We start from the raw sequence: 16,719 nt of genomic DNA on the forward strand, positions 1-16,719 counted from the left end.
CGGTCATGTCCGGCACGGTCCCGCCGCCCGCACCCGCCCCCGGCCCCGCCGCCCCGACACCGGGGCCGGCGGCGTCAGCCGCTGCAACGGCATCGCCGCCGGCCGCGCCGCCGATTGAGGTGGCGCTGGCGCGGGTCCCCGAACGGCTTCTCGACCTGCCCCGCGCGGTGGTGCTGACCGGCACCGTCACCGGGCGAACGCCGGAGGGGCTGACGCGCGTCCAGACACGGGCCGGGGAGGTGTTGCTGCGCACGCCGGAGCCGCTCCCGGCGGACAAGCCGGTGACGCTGCAGATCGCCCCCGGGCAACCGCCCGCCCGCGCCGTCCTCCACACCGCCCCCGCGCCGGCCGGTGCGCCGCCCCCTCCCCCGCCGGCCCTGCCGCAGCAGCCGGGCGTGGTGCTGACCCTGCTGTCCACCGCCCTTGCCGCCGCCGCGCGGGGCCCGCAACCGACGCTGGCGCCCGGCGCGCTGATCCCGGCACAGGTGCTGGCCGCAGCACCGGCACCCGCGGCACCGACACCAGCCGGAATGGCACCAGCCGGAATGGCACCAGCCGGTGCAGCGCCGGCCGGAGCGGCGCCGGCCATGCCGGCCGCGCCGGGCAGCCCGCCGGTTGCGACCGCGCCGACGCCTGTGCCGACGCCGGCACCGGCATCGCCGGCCGCACCGGCCCCGCAAGCGGGCCTTCCCGCCGCACCGCCGCCGACGGGAGCCGCACCGCAGGCCCCGACCGGCCCGGCTGCCGCGCCGGCGCTTCCGCTTCCTTCCGGCGCTCCCGCCGCCCCGCCGGCACAGGTGCAGAGTCCGGCGCCTGCCACCCCCGGACCACCGGCCGCGGCACCACCGACCGCAGCGTCGCCCGCGCCATCCCCACCCCCCGCAACACCGCCGTCCCCGACTCCCCCGCCGCCGGCCGCGCCGGGACCGGCGCCCGCAGCGGCCCCGCCGGTACTGGTCCAGGGCGCCACGGTGGCGCTGCGCATTCTCTCGGTGACGCCGCCCGGCGTTCCGGCGGTCCCGGCACCGCCGCTGCCGGCCGACGCGGCACCGCCGCCGGGCACTCCGGTGCTGGAAGGAACGGTCGCGGGCTCGACGCCGCGCGGGCAGCCGATCCTGGCGACCGAGCGCGGCATGCTCGCCCTTAACACCGGGGCCGTGCTGCCGCCGGGCACCCGCATCGGCGCGGCGGTGGGCGACCCCGCCGCCATGCTGGCGCCGCTGCCGGCGGACGCGGCCGCGGTGCCGGGGCGCGACTGGGGCACCCTGCGGGAGGTCATGGCGGTCCTCGCCGGCATCGACCGCGCCCTGGCGCAGACCATGCTGGCCACGATCATGCCCCAGCCGAACCGCAAGCTGGGCGCCGCGCTCAGCTTCTTCCTGGCGGCGGTCCGCGGCGGCAGCGCCCGCGCCTGGCTGGGGGACGAGGCCGCGTCGGCGCTGGAGCGGGCCGGGCGCGGCGACCTGCTGTCCCGCCTGGACCAGGAATTCCGCGGCCTGCGCCGCCAGGCGGCCGACCCGCCGGCCGGCGACTGGCGCCCCTACACGGTGCCGATGTTCGACGGCCATGCGGTCACGCCGCTGCGCCTGCACGTCCGCCCGCTGCACGATGAGGACGACGACGAATCCGGCGCGGCGGAGCACCGCGACCGCGGCAGCCGGTTCCTGATCGACGTGGACTTCAGCCGGCTCGGCCCCATGCAGCTCGACGGCATGGTGCGGGAACGGCGCTTCGACCTGATCCTGCGCAGCGGCGCACCGCTGCCGGAGGAACTGCGCGGCGACCTGCTCCGGGTCTTCGCGGACTGTCTCGACGCCGTGGGCTACGCCGGCGGCCTGTCGTTCCAGACCGGGGCCGCCGCCCGCGTCACGCCGGCCCGCAGCGGCCGCGGCACGGAGGTCACGGCGTGATCCCCGCCGCCGACCGCCGGACGCGCCTGACCACCGCCGCCAATCCGGACAGCCGCCACGATTATCTCGTCCGGCTGGCCGGCACTCCGACTCCGGGAACTCGGCTGGCGGTGCTGTACGTCCCCGATCGCTGGATCGTCACGGCGGAAGGCTTCGCTGCCTATCTGAAGGCCCTGGCCGATCCCGGCCCGCCGGAGGCGCTGGCCCTGGCGGTGCTCGACGATCTCAACAACGAGGTGGTGCCGCGCTGGGCGGAGGTGCGCGTGGAACGCGACGCGCCGGTCGGGCACCGGGTAAACGTCGAGGATCGCCAGCCCGGCTGGGACAATCCGGGACTGATCGCGCGGCTGGAGCGGTGGTAGCGGGCGGCGGTGAATTCGGTTAGGGTGCCGGCCACTCCCCCCAAGGCGGTACGGCCTCCGATTCCATGAAGATCGTCAACGTCGGCAATTTCGACTACAAGGGCGGCCTGAAGATCTTCTTCCACACCGCCCGGAAGCTCAGCCACGGGCTGGCGCGCCTGGGACACGCGGTGTTCGACGTCTCCGACCGCGATCTCGCCCGCCAGGAGGCCCTGTTCGGCGCCCGCAAACTGGGGGTCGGCGGCGCCAACCGGCTGTTGCTGGACATCTGCCGCAATGTCGAGCCCGACCTGGTCCTGCTCGGCCATGCCGACGTGATCCGGCCCGGGACGCTGGCCGAGGTGCGGCGGATGCGACCGTCCGTGCGCATCGCCCAGTGGAATTACGACGCGCTCTACCTGCCCGACAACATCCGCCGCATCGCCGCCAAGCTCGACGTGGTCGACGCCACCCTGGTGACCACCGCCGGCGCGCCGATGGCGGCGCTCAGCCGTCCCGGCCGCATCGTCGCCTACATGCCGAACCCGGTCGACGCCGCCATGGAGACCGGCCGCAGCTTCGCCGCGGAGCACGAGCACGACCTGTTCTTCGGCATGCGCAACCCCCGCAACGTCCGCCGCTGGGACGGCGAACGCATCACCGGGGACGAACTGGCGCGGCGCCTGCGCGACGCCCTGCCCGGCCTGCGCCTGTACCTGCCCGGCCTGGAAGGCGCGCCGCCGGTCTACGGCATGGACTACGTGCGGGCCATCGAACGCAGCCTGATGGGACTCAGCCTCAGCCAGGAGAGCGATCAGCCGCTCTACGCCTCCGACCGCATGGCGCACCTCACCGCCAACGGCACGCTGACCTTCGTCGACCGGGCCACCGGCTTCGACACCCTGTATCGCGACGACGAGCTGGCCTTCTATGCCTCGGTGCCGGAATTGATCGAGAAGCTGCGGCACTACCACCGCCACCCCATGGAGGCCCGCGCCGTCGCCGAACGGGGGTGGGCGCGCACCCACGCCATGTTCGATTCGCGCCGGGTCGCCCGGTACCTTCTGGAGCAGGTCTTCCGCGAGCCGCTGTCGGAAGGCTACGAATGGCCGACGGAGACGGTATGAACACCGCCCTTGCCGGCCAGCCGGCCGGCCCGGCGGAACCGCTGCCACCCCGGCGTCGCCTCGCGGCGGCGGTCGCCTTCGCCCTGCTGTTCGTCCCGCTGTTCTTTCTGCCCGAAGCCACGGCGCGGCTCCTGGGGTATGGCGGGCTGATCGTGGCGCTGGCCGCCGTGCGGGACGGCCGGACGCTGGCCGGGGTGCTGCGCACGCCGCCGCTGCTGGCGGTGGCGGCCTATCTCGGCTTCGTGCTGGTGTCGGTCTCCTGGAGCGGCCGGCCGCCGGCGCAGCTCGTGGAGTTCGCCGGGCGCTATCTCAACATCCTGGCCTTCGTCGCCACCACCGGCCTGCTGCTGCTCACGGTGCCGGAGGCGCGGCGGCTGGCGGAGCGGGCGTTCGTCGCAGCCGGGGCGGTGGCGGCGCTGGCCGCCATCGTCGCGGCTTTCACCGCACCCGGCGGCTATGAACGCCTGACCGGATTCGGGGCGAGCGAGAACGCGGTGGTCGTCGCGATCCTCTACGGCGCCGCGCTGATCGTGCTGGCGTTCCGCCTGTGGCCGGCCACCACGGGTGCCGCCGGGCGAACGCTGCTGGCGGCGGCCGGGGTGGTTCTGGTGCTGGCGCTGGTGCTGTCCAAGAGCCGCGGCCCCATGATGGCGGCGGCGGTGACGCTGGGCCTCGGCCTGCTGATGCAGGGGCGCGAGGGGCGCCGGGCCGCGGTGGCGCTGATTGTGGTCGGCACCGTGGGCGTGCTGTCCACCATCGGCATCGACGGCATCCTGGAGCGCGGCTTCTCCCTGCGGCTGGAGATCTGGCGCCAAGCGCTGGAGCAGGTTCGCGACGCCCCCTGGTTCGGCACCGGCTCGGCCGCACCCATGTCTTTCGACACGACCGTCGGGTTCGAGGTTCTGTTCGCCCACAGCATCGTGCTGTCCGCCCTGCTGAACACCGGCGTGGTGGGGCTGGCGCTGCTGCTGGGCATGCTGGCGGTGCTGGCCGGACACGCGGCGCGGGCGGCCCGGGATGGCGACCCGCTGCCGGCGGCCCTCCTGGCCTTCACGCTGCTCTACGGGCTGGTCGACCGGCAGCTCGACCTGCGCAACCTGAATCCGGAGTACATGACCATCTGGTACGCCGCCGGCCTGCTGGCCGGGCGGGCGCACCGCGCGGCGGTCAATGCGCCTTCAGGGTAAAATAGCGGTAGAGGAAGAACCAGAGCACCAGCACCCAGAAGTTCATCACGTGCAGCGTCCAGGTGGCGGCGCACACGACGTAGACGGCCATGGCCACGCCCCAGCACCAGATGACGGCGCTTTCCAGCCAGGCGCGCGGTGCGCCGTAGCCGAAGTAGCGCACGCAGCCCACCACCACCAGGACGGCCAGCCCCGCGGCAACCAGGGCCAGCACCGTCACCGGATCGCCGGTGTCCAGCCCCTGCACCCGCAGCCACAGCGTCTCCGGCGGGTAGCGGGCGGGATCGAGCCAGATGGCGAACAGTTCGGGAAAGGTGACGGCCCAGGGGCCGCGCGGGTGGAACACGGAATCGATGGCGTAATAGGCCGCGTCGTGGTTGACCACCAGCAGCAGCAGGCCGGTGATGGCGCCGGACAGGAAGCTGAACCGCATCATGCCGGGCACGGCAAAATACTCGATGGTGTCGATGGCGTGCAGCACGCGCCGCCCCATGCCCCAGACGAACAGGGGCAGCAGCACCAGCGCCGCCAGTTCCGCGGCGCGCCACAGGAGGATCGTCAGCCCGTCGATCATGCGCCCCCGCTCCGCTCCGGCTCAGGCATGGCGCCCTCCCTCCTCGACCGGGGTGACCTGGCCGGAGATGTGCTGGCGGAACAGCGCCAGGCTCATCCCGCCGGTGACGGCGGTGGTGAACGCCACCTGGACCCACAGAATGGTCAGGGACCCCGACGGCAGGCGGATGCCCAGGCTGTAGGCGGCCCAACTGAACCCGGAGAAGAAGACCACGGCGGAAAACACGCCGATCGGCGTCAGCGTGCGCAGGGCGAGCGCGATGACGAAGATGTGGACGATCAGCAGCGCCACCCCGACGAACACCTTCACGGGGAAAAGGCCGGGGTCCGGCTCCAGCAACCAATCGATGTAGTGGTAGCCGGTCGGGTTGTAGGTCGCCACCTGCAGGGCGAAGACGAACAGCCAGCGAACGGCGAAGTCCGACCATTTGAACCGCGCTACGGGGCCGGCCATGACGCTTCCTCGACTAAGCTCCGGCGGACGGAACCACGCGACGGTGCTCCGCGTCCAGCAACCTCTTTAGGCGATGAAAGCCGCGGTTGTCGATATAGCCCATCAGCAGGGCGTTCGGCGTCATCGCGTCCTGCCAGTAATGGGGCCAGCGCTCGGCCGCGCCATCATAGGAGAAGCGGACATAGCCCGGCCAGAACCACGGCTCCACCAGCGTGACGGCGGTGATCTTGTCGCGGGCGATCACCGTCTCGGTGTCCCCGTCGTAGATCCGGAACAGCTCCAGGAAGAACTGCAGCATGCCGCCCCGGTGGATCTCCACCCGGTCCTCATAGACGTCGATGTGGCCACCCAGCCCCTTGACCCGATAGAGGCGCCCTTCGCCGTGCCCGCTCATAGCCCGGTTCCGCTCTCCTGGTCGCGCTGCTGGCGGCGGCGGTAGCCGACCAGCGCCGTTTCATCCAGCAGGGCCGCCTCGCGCCGCTTCAGCTTCTCGGTCTCGCGCCGCTGGCGCTCCTCCTCCGCGAGTTCATAGCGCTTCAGCTCCTGGAACGCCTCGGCCATGACCTCGGTCGCCGCGGCGATCTGGCGTTCCACCTCGCGGATGGACTGGGCGAGGCGCTGCTGGCGCTCGCGGGCGGCGCGGGCGAAGCTGGCGTAGCCGAAGGCGACCTCGCCGTGCTCCAGCGCCGTGCGCTGCTCGTGCAGGATTTCCTGCTCCAGCTTCTCCGCCTCGCCGCGCAGGCGGTCGCCCAGGCTTTGCAGGTCGGCGAGCGCGCGGCGCTTTTCGTCGAGCTGCCACTTGTGCAGGCGGATGACGGTCTTCAGCGAGTTCACTGCCAGGGCACCCCGAGGATCTCAGCCAGCATGGAGTATCCCATGGCGAGGTCGGTCTTTTCCCGCTTGCTCTGCCGCAGGAACGCCTCCAGCGCCGGCTGGAAGTGGATGGCGAGGTCGACCTCCTGATCGGTGCCGCGCCGGTAGGCGCCGAGCCGGATCATCTCCGCCATGTTGTCGTAGGCGGCCAGGAGCTGGCGCGCCGCGGCGACGATCTGGTTCTCGGCCTCGGTGTTGCATCCCGGCATGGTGCGCGACACGCTGCGCAGGATGTTGATGGCGGGATAGCGCCCGCGCTCGCCGATCTGGCGCTCCAGAACGATGTGGCCGTCCAGGATGCCGCGCACCGCGTCGGCGATGGGTTCGTTGTGGTCGTCGCCTTCCACCAGCACGGTGAACAGGCCGGTGATGGTGCCGGACCCGATCGCCCCCGGCCCGGCACGTTCCAGCAGGCGCGGCAGCTCGGCGAAGACGGTGGGGGGATAGCCCTTGGTGGTCGGCGGTTCGCCGGCGGACAGGCCGATCTCCCGCTGGGCCATGGCGAAGCGGGTGACGCTGTCCATCATGCACAGCACGTCCATGCCGCGGTCGCGGAAATACTCCGCCACCGCCATGGTCATGTAGGCGGCCTGCCGGCGCATCAGCGGCGGCTCGTCGGAGGTGGCGCAGACGACGACGCTGCGGGCCAGCCCCTCCTCCCCCAGGTCCTCGGTGATGAACTCCTGCAACTCGCGGCCGCGTTCGCCCAGCAGGCCGATGACCGCCACCTGTGCCTCGGAATAGCGGGCCAGCATGGACATCAGCGACGACTTGCCCACGCCCGAGCCGGCGAAGATGCCCATGCGCTGGCCGCGGCAGCAGGTCAGGAAGGTGTTGATCGCGCGCACGCCCAGGTCGATCTTCTGCCCCACGCGCTGGCGGGTGTGGGCCGAAGGGGGCGTGTTGCGCACCGGGATCGGCCGGGTGCCGCGGGGCAGCGGCCCCTTGCCGTCCACCGGTTCCCCCAGGGCGTTGATGACGCGCCCCAGCCATGCGTCACAGGGATAGATGGCCGGCTGCCCTTCCGACACAACGGCCCGGCAGCCCAGGCCCACGCCGTCCAGCGACCCGAAGGGCATCAGCAGCGCCCGACCCTGGCGGAATCCCACCACCTCGCACGGGATGCGGCGCCCGTCGCGCGCCTCGACGATGCAGCGGCCGCCGATCGCCAATTCCTTCTCGATGCCGCCGACCTCGGCCAGAAGCCCTTGAATGGCCGTCACCCGCCCGAACCGGCGGACGTCGGGCAATGAGTCGATGTCTTCCAGGAGACGGGCGATATCGGCGGGCACGGGCGTGCTGTCGCTGCTGTCTTGAACGGGTCCGGTCCGGCTGCCGGCATGGCGGCCGCGGCGTCACCCGCCACGGGCGCACCCGCCCGGATCGATGCCGTTCATCATCGGCCGGAATGCTTAACGATCCGTGAAGCATATCCGGACTGGCGTTAAGCTGAATCGTCTGTTAACTTGTGTAAACACGCGATCCGGGGTGTTGAGGCTGGCAGGCCGCACCGGATCGAAGAAACCTGCCGCAGGTTGGGGCTCGGGATCGGAACGGCACCATAGGTAACGTCGGGACAAGACCATGAGGGTTCTGCTGGTTGAGGACGATTCGTCCATCGCGAAGAGCATCGAACTGATGCTCCAATCGGAAGGCTATATCGTCGATTCCACCGACCTGGGCGAAGACGGGCTCGAGATCGGAAAGCTGTACGACTACGACATCATCATCCTGGACCTGATGCTTCCTGACATCGACGGGTACGAGGTCCTGCGGCGACTGCGCGCCGCACGGGTGACGACACCGATCCTCATCCTCTCCGGCCTGTCGGAGATGGACAACAAGATCAAGGGTCTGGGGTTCGGCGCCGACGACTACCTGACCAAGCCCTTCGACAAGCGCGAGCTGATCGCCCGCATCCAGGCGATCGTCCGCCGGTCCAAGGGTCATTCCGACAGCGTCATCCGCACCGGCCGCCTGACCGTCAACCTGGACACCCGCACGGTCGAGGTGGACAGCCAGCCCCTGCACCTGACGGGCAAGGAATACGGCATCCTGGAACTGCTGTCCCTGCGCAAGGGCACGACCCTGACCAAGGAGATGTTCCTGAACCATCTCTATGGCGGCATGGACGAGCCGGAGCTGAAGATCATCGACGTGTTCGTCTGCAAGCTGCGCAAGAAGCTGGCGGCGGCCACCCAGGGCGACAACTACATCGAGACGGTGTGGGGGCGCGGCTACGTCCTGCGTGACCCGCACGAGGATGCGCCCCTTCCGGCCCCCGGCGGCAAGGCACAGGCGGCCCACCACCACACGGCCGAGTGACGAATTCCACGGATGCTGCGGCGCGTCAGCGCAGAGGCATCCATCCCGTCGCCCACAGCCACAGCACGGCCATTCCCATGGACAGCAGCGCCATGGGAATGCCGCAGCGCGCGTGCTCCCGGAAGCCCAGCCGCACCCCCGCCTGCTCCGCCCGCTCCACGACGATGATGTTGGCCAGGCTGCCGAGCAGCAACAGGTTGCCGGCCAGGGTCGACAGCAGCGCCAGGCCGTAGAGCGCCCCCTCCGGCGGGGCCGGCCAGGCCGACAGCAGCAGCACCACCGCCGGCACGTTCCCCACGGTGTTGCTGGCGAACAGCGCCAGCGGCGCCAGCACATCCAGCCGGTCGGGCAGGTGCCCCGCCGCGGCCAGCCACGATACCGCCTCGGCCGGCAGTCCCGTCTCCGCCAGGCCCCGGTTGACCGCGAACAGCCCGGCGAACAGCACCAACAGGTGCCAGTCCACCATGCCCAGCATCGACCGGCTGGCCAGACGGCGGCTGACCAGCATCGCCCCGGCGATCAGCAGCACCCCCGTCTCGTGAGGCAGAGGGGTGGCGAACATCACCAGCAGCGCCGCCGTCGCCGCCACCGCCTTGCCCAACTGCCAGCGGTCCGGCACGGGTGCCGGCCCGTCGCTGCCGGCCGGGGCGCCCGTGGGCAGGTGCCATCGGCCGCGCCAGACCCACCACACCACCCCGTGGACCACCGCCAGACCGGCCAGCGCCGGCACACCGCAGACCGCCAGGAAACGCCAGAACTCCAGCCCGCCGAGCTGGGCGATCAGGATGTTCTGGGGGTTGCCGATGATGGTGGCGGCGGAACCGGCGTTGGCGGCGCCGGCCAGCCCGATCAGGAACGGGCGCGGGTCCAGCCCCCGCCGCTGCAACCCGACGCACAGCATGGGTGTCATGGCGAAGACCACCACATCGTTGGCCAGCACCGCCGACAGCCCGCCGGCCACCGCGACCGTCACCGCCAGAAGCCCGGCGGGCGAGCGGGCGCCGGTGGCGATGCGCCAGGCGCACCAGTCGTAGAAGCCGCTGGCGGCGTACTGCGCCGACAGGATCATCAGGCCGAACAGGATGAACAGAGTGGGAAAGTCGATGGCCTCCACCACCTGTCCGGTGGTCAGCACGCCGCCCGCCAGCATCAGGATGGCCGCGGTCAATGCGATCCCCGTCCGGTCGATCCGCAGCCCCGGAAAGCGCCCCAGGGCCATGCCCACATAGGTGGCGGCGAACAGCACGAGTACGGCGGCGGTCATGGGCGGCACCGGGTGGAGGAACGGCGGGACGCATACACCGGCCGGCCGGCCCCCACAAGCGGTGGCTTGCATGCCGTGAAACTGATAATAGAGCGGGCCAACCGATGGAGACCCGAGCATGGTCGAACCGCTGCGCGCCCTGATCTTTGACGTTGACGGCACCCTGGCGGAGACCGAGGAGGTGCACCGCCTGGCCTTCAACCGCGCCTTTGAGGAGGCCGGCATTCCCTGGTCCTGGGACCGCACGCTCTACCGCGCGCTGCTGGCGGTATCCGGCGGCAAGGAACGCATCCGTGCCTACGCCGCGGACCACGACCCCGGGCGCACCGGCATCGACGCGCTGGTGCGCGACGTGCACGCCCGCAAGACGGAGATCTACACCGGCATGGTGCGCGAAGGCGGCGTCCCCTTCCGGCCCGGCGTGGCCCGCCTGATCGAGGAGGCGCGAGCCGCCGGCCTCATCCTCGCGGTGGCGACGACGACGACGCGCGCGAACGTGGACGCGCTGCTGGACGCCAACACCGGCGGCACCGGCCACGGCTGGTTCGCCACGTTCGCCTGCGCCGACGACGCTCCGCCCAAAAAACCGGACCCCATGGTCTACCGCGTGGTGTTGGAGCGCATCGGCCTGCCGGCCTCCGCCTGCATCGCCCTGGAGGACTCGCCCAACGGGGTCGCCGCCGCGACCGGTGCGGGCATCGCGGTGGTGGTGAGCACGAGCGTCTACACCGACGGTGACGATTTCACCGGGGCCGCCGCCGTCTTCCCCGACTTCGGATCGGTGACGCTGGACGACCTGCGGAGCATCCACACCAAAGCCTAAACCGCCGGACCGGCGGCTTCGGGCGCCGCGGCGCGCGCCGATTCCGCGAGCTTCGCCCGGGCCATCTGCTCCAGTCGGCTGCGATACCCGGCCACGGCGGTGGCGACCTCGGCCGTCAGCGCCTCCGGTGCGCGGGCGGGGTCGACGGCCTCCATCAGGGCCTGCGCCACGGCACGGACGCGCGACACCTCCTCCCCCGCCCCGGCGAATGAGCCGGAGTCGGCTATGGAGCGCAGCCGCTCCACGCCATCCTTCAGGGATCGGCAAGCGTTGGCGACGGCGGATGTCCCGTCGTTCCCCTCGGGCAGGCGGCGCAGGAGTTCGTCCACGATCACCGGAACCCGCGACAGATGCTCCAGCGCCATGCGGTCGGGTTGGCCTCCCGTCAGGCCGGTGGCGGCGAACTCCACCAGGAACGCCGCCTGGATGCTGGCGCGCAGGCGCTTCTGCTCGTTCACCCGGACGTTGGCCTGCTGCATCGCCAGCCGCAGGCCGGCGGCCGTCCACTTGCCTGTGGCCTTCAGCCGCAGGGTGTTGGGGACGTCGATCAATGGCACCGCAGCGCCTTCGCGCGGCGACTTGCGACGGTCCGGACCGGTGAAGTCGGCGGTGACCACGAAGCTCTTGCGGTTCTCGATGAGGGTGACGATGCGGTCCTGCACCTGCTTGGGCGACACCGGCTTGACCATCAGGTCATCGACGCCGGAGTTGGTGACGCGCAGCAGCAGGGTGGGCGTCGGCTGCCAGGTCGTGGCGATCAGGCAGGTGTAGGGGTTGGGGGTTCCCGGCTCGTTGCGCAGGGAACGGACGAAACGGAACGCCTCCCCGTCCTCGCCGTCGGCGTCGATGAGCACCAGATCCGGTGTGGCCGCCGCCAGCAGGGTGGCCGCCTCCTGAAACGACCCGTAGGTCGTGACCGTCTTCAGGCCCAGCCGGATCAGCATGTCGCGGAACAGGCGCTGGGTAGGGTACTGCGAATCGATGACCGCGGCGTCGGCAAGGGACAAGTCATACGAAAGCATGGCGGCCTCGATCGGAGGACTGATATGCGTACGACTTAAAGCACGGCGATCGTTAACGGGGAGTAACGCCTTCCGTCGCAGGGCTTTCGACCAGCGCGAAGACCAGGGTGGAACGTCCGTCGATCGCGACCGGCCGGCCGGACAGGTGCATGCGGCCGTCACCGGCCCCGTCGGCGACCCGGGTGTCGAGCACGCACCGCCAGCCCCGCCCGCCGGGCACCACCGGCAGGACGAACGACACCGTGTCGTGGTGGGCGTTCAGCACGATCAGCAGCACCGCGTCGTCCACCGGCCGCCCCTCGGCGCCGAGGTAGTCGCCGGCATGCCCGTTCAGCAGCAGCCCGATGCAGCGGGCGTGGAGGTTGCGCCATTGCTCGGCCGTCTTCTCGTTGCCGAGCGGCGTGTACCAGACGATGTCCTTCAGCCCCTCGGGCGAGGCGGCCCGCCCGTGCAGGAAGTTGGGCCGGCGCAGCACCGGGTGTGCCTTGCGCAGGGCGATCAGCCGCCGGACGAACGCCAGCAGGTCGGCCGATTCGGCCTGGCGGCGCGCCCAGTCGATCCAGGTCAGTTCATTGTCCTGACAATAGGCGTTGTTGTTCCCGTCCTGGCTGTGCCCGACCTCGTCACCGGCCAGCAGCATCGGCGTGCCCTGGGACAGCAGGAGGGTCGCCAGCAGATTGCGCTTCTGCCGCTCGCGCACCTGCCGGATCGCCGGGTCGTCGGTCTCCCCTTCGACGCCGTGATTCCAGGAGTAGTTGGCGGAATGCCCGTCCCGGTTGCCTTCCCCGTTCGCCCAATTGTGCTTCTCGTTGTAGGAGACGAGGTCCTGCAGCGTGAAGCCGTCGTGGGCGGTGACGAAGTTGACCGACGACCACGCCTTGCGCCCGCGCTTCTCGAACAGATCGGCGGAGCCGGCGATGCGCCCGGCCAGTTCCGGCAGCTTGCCCTCGTCGCCGCGCCAGTAGGCGCGCACGGTGTCGCGGTAGCGGTCGTTCCATTCCGCCCAGCCCGGCGGGAAGTTGCCGACCTGGTAGCCGCCGGGGCCGATATCCCACGGCTCGGCGATCAGCTTGACGCCGGCCAGCACCGGGTCCTGCCGCACGGCGTCGAGGAAGCCGGACCCGGGATCGTAGCCGTAGGATTCCCGCCCCAGCACGGTCGCCAGGTCGAACCGGAACCCATCCACGTGCATGTCGGTGACCCAGTAGCGCAGGCTGTCCATCACCATCTGCAGCACCCGCGGGTGACAGAGGTTCAGCGTGTTGCCGGTGCCGGTGTCGTTGATGTAATAGCGCCTGTCCCCCGGCATCAGGCGGTAGTAGCTGGCGTTGTCGATGCCGCGGAAGCTCAGCGTCGGCCCCAGATGGTTGCCCTCGCCGGTGTGGTTGTAGACGACGTCCAGGAACACCTCGATGCCCGCCTCGTGCAGACGGGACACCATCGTCTTGAACTCCGACAGCACACCGGTGGTCATGTAGCGCGGTTCCGGTGCGAAGAACGCGACCGAGTTATAGCCCCAATAGTTGTGAAGCCCCTGCGCCACGAGATGCCGGTCGTCGATGAAGGCGTGCACCGGCAGGAATTCCACGGCCGTCACCCCCAGCGCGCGCAGGTAGTCGATGACCGCCTGCGTCGACATGCCCGCAAACGTGCCGCGCAGCGGCTTGGGCACCTGCGGGTTCAGCATGGTGAACCCGCGCACATGGGTTTCGTAGACGATGGTTTCCGACCAGGAGACGTTGGGCCGCCGCTCGCCGCCCCAGGTGAAGGCCCGGTCGACCACCCGGCATTTGGGCATGGCGCGGGCGTTGTCCCGGCGGTCGAAGGACAGGTCTTCGCGCGTGGAGCCGACGCGGTAGCCGTAGTGGGCGTCCGACCACCGGATCGCCCCCATCAGCGCCCGGGCATAGGGATCGAGCAGAAGCTTGTTCGGATTGAACCGGTGGCCGTTGGCCGGATCGTAGGGACCGTGGACGCGATAGCCGTACAGCAGGCCGGGCCGCGCCTCGGGCAGGTAGCAGTGCCAGACCTCATCGGTCTGCTCCGGCATGGTGATCCGTTCGACCTCCCGCTGTCCGGTCTTGTCGAACAGGCACAGCTCCACCTTCTCGGCGTTGGCGGAGAACAGCGCAAAATTGACCCCGAACCCGTCCCAATCGGCGCCCAGCGGATGGGGGCGCCCCGGCCACACCGTCATGCGGGAAGATCCGTTCGCCATCAGGTCGGGCTCCGGCGGGGAACGGCATCGGAATGCGGCGGGGCGCAGCGGCTGAGGGGCATCGGCGTCGAGGAGGACTGCGGTGGGGGGACCGCGAAGCAGCGGAGGGGTCAGCAACAATCAAGGGACAACTGACGGGCGTCAAGCCACACCCCGCCTTTCTCGTCCGCAGCACCCCCGTATGTTTCGCCGGCGTGTCGTTCAGGTTACGCGCGAGGCCCGCCGGTGCGTCACGATCATACCGACGCTTGCCGCCAATTCCGCTCCGGAACGGTGAGTGTCACCCGTGAACTGCCCCCCGCCCTCACCCCCGCCGTTCCAGAACCACCGTGCCCAGCGGCGGCAGGATCAGGTTCAGGGAGTGGGGGCGGCCGTGCCAGGAGGTGTCCTCGCAGGTGTAGCCGTTGGGGTTGCCCACGCCGCTGCCGCCGTACTTCACGTCGTCGGTGTTGAGACGCTCGGCGTAGTGGCCGGGAAGCGAGATGCCGACCCGGTAGCCATCGCGCGGCACGGGGGTGAAGTTGCAGACCACGACAAAGACGTGCTCCGGATCACGGCCCTTGCGCAGGAAGGCCAGCACGGAGTTGTCGCTGTCGTTCGCCTCGATCCACTCGAACCCGCCGGGCTCGCAGTCCAACTCGTGCAGGGCCGTCTCGTCACGGTAGAGGCTGTTCAGGTCGCGGATCAGGTCCCGGATGCCCTTGTGCTGCGGCTCGATCAGCAGGTGCCAGTCCAGGCTGGCGGCATCGTTCCATTCCCGCCACTGGGCGAACTCGCCGCCCATGAACAGCAGCTTCTTGCCGGGGTGGGTGAACATGAAGCCATAGTAGGCGCGCAGGTTGGCGAACTTCTGCCACTCGTCGCCCGGCATCTTGTTGATCAGCGATCCCTTGCCGTGCACCACCTCGTCGTGGCTGAGCGGCAGGACGAAATTCTCCGAGTATTGGTAGAGCAGGCCGAACGTCAGTTCATGGTGATGGTAGCGGCGATGGATGGGATCCTTGGACATATAGTCCAGGGTGTCATGCATCCAGCCCATGTTCCACTTGTACCCGAAGCCGAGCCCGCCGAGATAGACCGGCCGTGACACGCCGGGCCAGGCGGTGGACTCCTCCGCCACCGTGGTGACGCCGGGGTGATTGCCGTAGGCCAGCTCGTTCATCCGCTTGAGAAAGGCGATCGACTCCAGGTTCTCGCGGCCGCCGAACCGGTTGGGAATCCACTCCCCTTCCTTGCGGGAATAGTCGAGATAGAGCATCGACGCCACCGCGTCGACGCGCAGCCCGTCCAGATGATACTGGTCCAGCCAGAACAGGGCGTTGCCCAGCAGGAAGTTCTGCACCTCACGCCGGCCGAAATTGTAGATCAGGGTGTTCCAGTCCATGTGGAACCCCTGGCGCGGGTCGGCATGCTCGTACAGGTGCGTGCCGTCGAACAGGCCCAGCCCGTGCTGGTCGGTCGGGAAATGGCCGGGCACCCAGTCGAGAATCACGCCGATCCCGGCGCGGTGGCAGGTGTCGACGAAGCGCTTGAAGTCCTCGGGCGAGCCGTGGCGGCTGGTGGGGGCATAAAGGCCGATGGGCTGATAGCCCCAGGAGCCGTCGAAGGGATGCTCGGTGACCGGCAGCAGCTCGATGTGGGTGAAGCCCAGGTCGCGCACGTAGGGAACCAGCCGCTCCGCCAGTTCGTCGTAGGTGAGGAACCGGTTGTCCTCCTCCGGCACGCGCGCCCAGGACCCCAGGTGGACCTCGTACACGCTCATCGGCGCTTCGCGCGCGTGAAGCTGCGCACGCTGCTGCATCCAGTCGCCATCCGTCCAGTCGTGGGCCTGCAGGCCGTGGACGACCGAGGCGGTCTGCGGCCGCATCTCGCTGCGGAAGGCATAGGGGTCGGCCTTCAGGGGCAGGAGGTTGCCCTCCGGCCCCCGGATCTCGAACTTGTAGCGCTGGCCGGGCTCCGCGTGGGGCACGAAGATCTCCCACACGCCGGCCTCGACGCGCTTGCGCATGGGCAGGCGGCGGCCGTCCCAGTCGCAGAAATCGCCGACGACGCTGACGCGCCGGGCGTTTGGTGCCCACACCGCGAAGGCGACCCCCGGCACCCCGTCGACCTCGCGGGGGTGAGCCCCCATGCGTTCATAGGTCTTGAGGTGCGTGCCCTCGGCCAGCAGGTGGATGTCCAGTTCTCCCAGCACCGGGCCGAACCGGTAGGCGTCCTCGAACTCCAGCGTGGCCAGCGGGTAGGTCACGCGCAGGCGGTAGCGGAAGGGCTCCCGCCGGTCGGTCAGGACGGCGCGGAAGAAGCCGTCGCCGTGCACCCGTTCCATCTCCCCGGCCGGTTGGCCGGTGGCCCGGTCGATCACCGTGACGGCGTCGGCTCCGGGCAGGAAGGCGCGAACCTCGACCGGTGCGTCGTCGCCGTCCCGGTGCATGCCGAGGACGGCAAAGGGATCACCATGGTCGGCGCGGACGATGGCCTCGATTCCCTCGCGCAGCGCCGCGGTGGTGTCCGGAACCGTCTCCGGACCTGTGCGGACGTCGTTGGGCATCGGATCTGCTCCCCTCTCCTCTCTCGTCACCCCCGCTCAACAGCGCGACGGCGC

At 70.3% G+C, this 16,719-nt stretch carries 15 protein-coding genes; 6 read left to right on the forward strand and 9 right to left on the reverse strand.

Translation table 11 applies throughout. The annotated features are described in order from the left end of the window. The first annotated feature begins 5 nt into the window (after positions 1 to 5). The 4 genes from G472_RS37850 to G472_RS0102590 all read left to right on the forward strand — a co-directional run bounded on the left by G472_RS37850 (position 6) and on the right by G472_RS0102590 (position 4,565). Positions 6 to 1,910 carry a hypothetical protein gene (locus G472_RS37850; RefSeq protein WP_035690702.1) on the forward strand — a complete coding sequence of 635 codons (1,905 nt, stop codon included), beginning with the start codon at positions 6 to 8 and terminating at the stop codon, positions 1,908 to 1,910. Beyond that, positions 1,907 to 2,272, forward strand: a complete 366-nt coding sequence (locus G472_RS0102580) for a hypothetical protein (protein ID WP_029007119.1) — start codon at positions 1,907 to 1,909, stop codon at positions 2,270 to 2,272. Before G472_RS37850 ends, G472_RS0102580 begins: the two co-directional genes overlap by 4 nt. Before the next feature lie 65 nt (positions 2,273 to 2,337). Beyond that, positions 2,338 to 3,378, forward strand: coding sequence for a glycosyltransferase family protein (locus G472_RS30865; RefSeq protein ID WP_051340207.1), 1,041 nt, complete (start codon positions 2,338 to 2,340; stop codon positions 3,376 to 3,378). After that, complete coding sequence (locus tag G472_RS0102590; RefSeq protein ID WP_029007120.1) at positions 3,375 to 4,565, forward strand: O-antigen ligase family protein; 1,191 nt, start codon at positions 3,375 to 3,377, stop codon at positions 4,563 to 4,565. Before G472_RS30865 ends, G472_RS0102590 begins: the two co-directional genes overlap by 4 nt. On the opposite strand, the gene G472_RS0102595 is transcribed toward G472_RS0102590, so the two are convergent. Genes G472_RS0102595 through fliI form a run of 5 tightly spaced genes read right to left on the reverse strand, consistent with a single transcriptional unit; the run spans position 4,546 to position 7,757 of the window. Beyond that, positions 4,546 to 5,139 (reverse strand): hypothetical protein, encoded by a 594-nt coding sequence (locus G472_RS0102595; protein ID WP_029007121.1) that lies wholly within the window; start codon positions 5,137 to 5,139, stop codon positions 4,546 to 4,548. The two genes, G472_RS0102590 and G472_RS0102595, sit on opposite strands and share 20 nt — an antisense overlap. A 21-nt stretch (positions 5,140 to 5,160) precedes the next feature. Continuing rightward, entirely contained in the window at positions 5,161 to 5,592 is a 432-nt protein-coding gene (locus G472_RS0102600; RefSeq protein WP_029007122.1) for a DUF6524 family protein, read from the reverse strand. 13 nt (positions 5,593 to 5,605) lie between these two features. After that, a complete protein-coding gene (locus tag G472_RS0102605; RefSeq protein ID WP_029007123.1) occupies positions 5,606 to 5,986 on the reverse strand; it encodes a hypothetical protein in 381 nt (126 codons plus the stop codon). Continuing rightward, the gene (locus tag G472_RS0102610; protein WP_084536386.1) at positions 5,983 to 6,426 is read right to left on the reverse strand and encodes a flagellar FliJ family protein; all 444 of its coding nucleotides are present in this window, start codon (positions 6,424 to 6,426) and stop codon (positions 5,983 to 5,985) included. The genes G472_RS0102605 and G472_RS0102610 overlap by 4 nt, the downstream gene beginning before the upstream one ends. Continuing rightward, positions 6,423 to 7,757, reverse strand: coding sequence for a flagellar protein export ATPase FliI (fliI, locus tag G472_RS0102615; RefSeq protein WP_029007125.1), 1,335 nt, complete (start codon positions 7,755 to 7,757; stop codon positions 6,423 to 6,425). Before fliI ends, G472_RS0102610 begins: the two co-directional genes overlap by 4 nt. Positions 7,758 to 8,049: 292 nt before the next feature. On the opposite strand from fliI, the gene ctrA reads away from it, so the two are divergent. Continuing rightward, positions 8,050 to 8,790: a response regulator transcription factor CtrA gene (gene ctrA / locus G472_RS0102620; protein WP_029007126.1), complete on the forward strand. Its 741-nt coding sequence runs from the start codon at positions 8,050 to 8,052 to the stop codon at positions 8,788 to 8,790. Positions 8,791 to 8,815: 25 nt separating this feature from the next. On the opposite strand, the gene G472_RS0102625 is transcribed toward ctrA, so the two are convergent. Then, the gene (locus G472_RS0102625) at positions 8,816 to 10,054 is read right to left on the reverse strand and encodes an SLC13 family permease (protein WP_029007127.1); all 1,239 of its coding nucleotides are present in this window, start codon (positions 10,052 to 10,054) and stop codon (positions 8,816 to 8,818) included. A 118-nt stretch (positions 10,055 to 10,172) separates the two neighbouring features. Here G472_RS0102625 and G472_RS0102630 point away from each other — a divergent pair, with 118 nt between their 5' ends. Then, positions 10,173 to 10,877, forward strand: a complete 705-nt coding sequence (locus G472_RS0102630; RefSeq protein WP_029007128.1) for an HAD-IA family hydrolase — start codon at positions 10,173 to 10,175, stop codon at positions 10,875 to 10,877. Here the strand turns inward: G472_RS0102630 and G472_RS0102635 are convergent. The 3 genes from G472_RS0102635 to glgB all read right to left on the reverse strand — a co-directional run bounded on the left by G472_RS0102635 (position 10,874) and on the right by glgB (position 16,665). Next, positions 10,874 to 11,899 carry a response regulator gene (locus G472_RS0102635; RefSeq protein WP_029007129.1) on the reverse strand — a complete coding sequence of 342 codons (1,026 nt, stop codon included), beginning with the start codon at positions 11,897 to 11,899 and terminating at the stop codon, positions 10,874 to 10,876. The two genes, G472_RS0102630 and G472_RS0102635, sit on opposite strands and share 4 nt — an antisense overlap. 52 nt (positions 11,900 to 11,951) lie before the next feature. Beyond that, entirely contained in the window at positions 11,952 to 14,117 is a 2,166-nt protein-coding gene (gene glgX, locus G472_RS30870) for a glycogen debranching protein GlgX (RefSeq protein WP_035690705.1), read from the reverse strand. Positions 14,118 to 14,421: 304 nt separating this feature from the next. Then, positions 14,422 to 16,665, reverse strand: coding sequence for a 1,4-alpha-glucan branching protein GlgB (glgB, locus tag G472_RS0102645; protein WP_051340209.1), 2,244 nt, complete (start codon positions 16,663 to 16,665; stop codon positions 14,422 to 14,424). Positions 16,666 to 16,719: the final 54 nt, after the last annotated feature.

This window comes from Azospirillum halopraeferens DSM 3675 (assembly GCF_000429625.1).
Lineage (GTDB): Bacteria > Pseudomonadota > Alphaproteobacteria > Azospirillales > Azospirillaceae > Azospirillum > Azospirillum halopraeferens.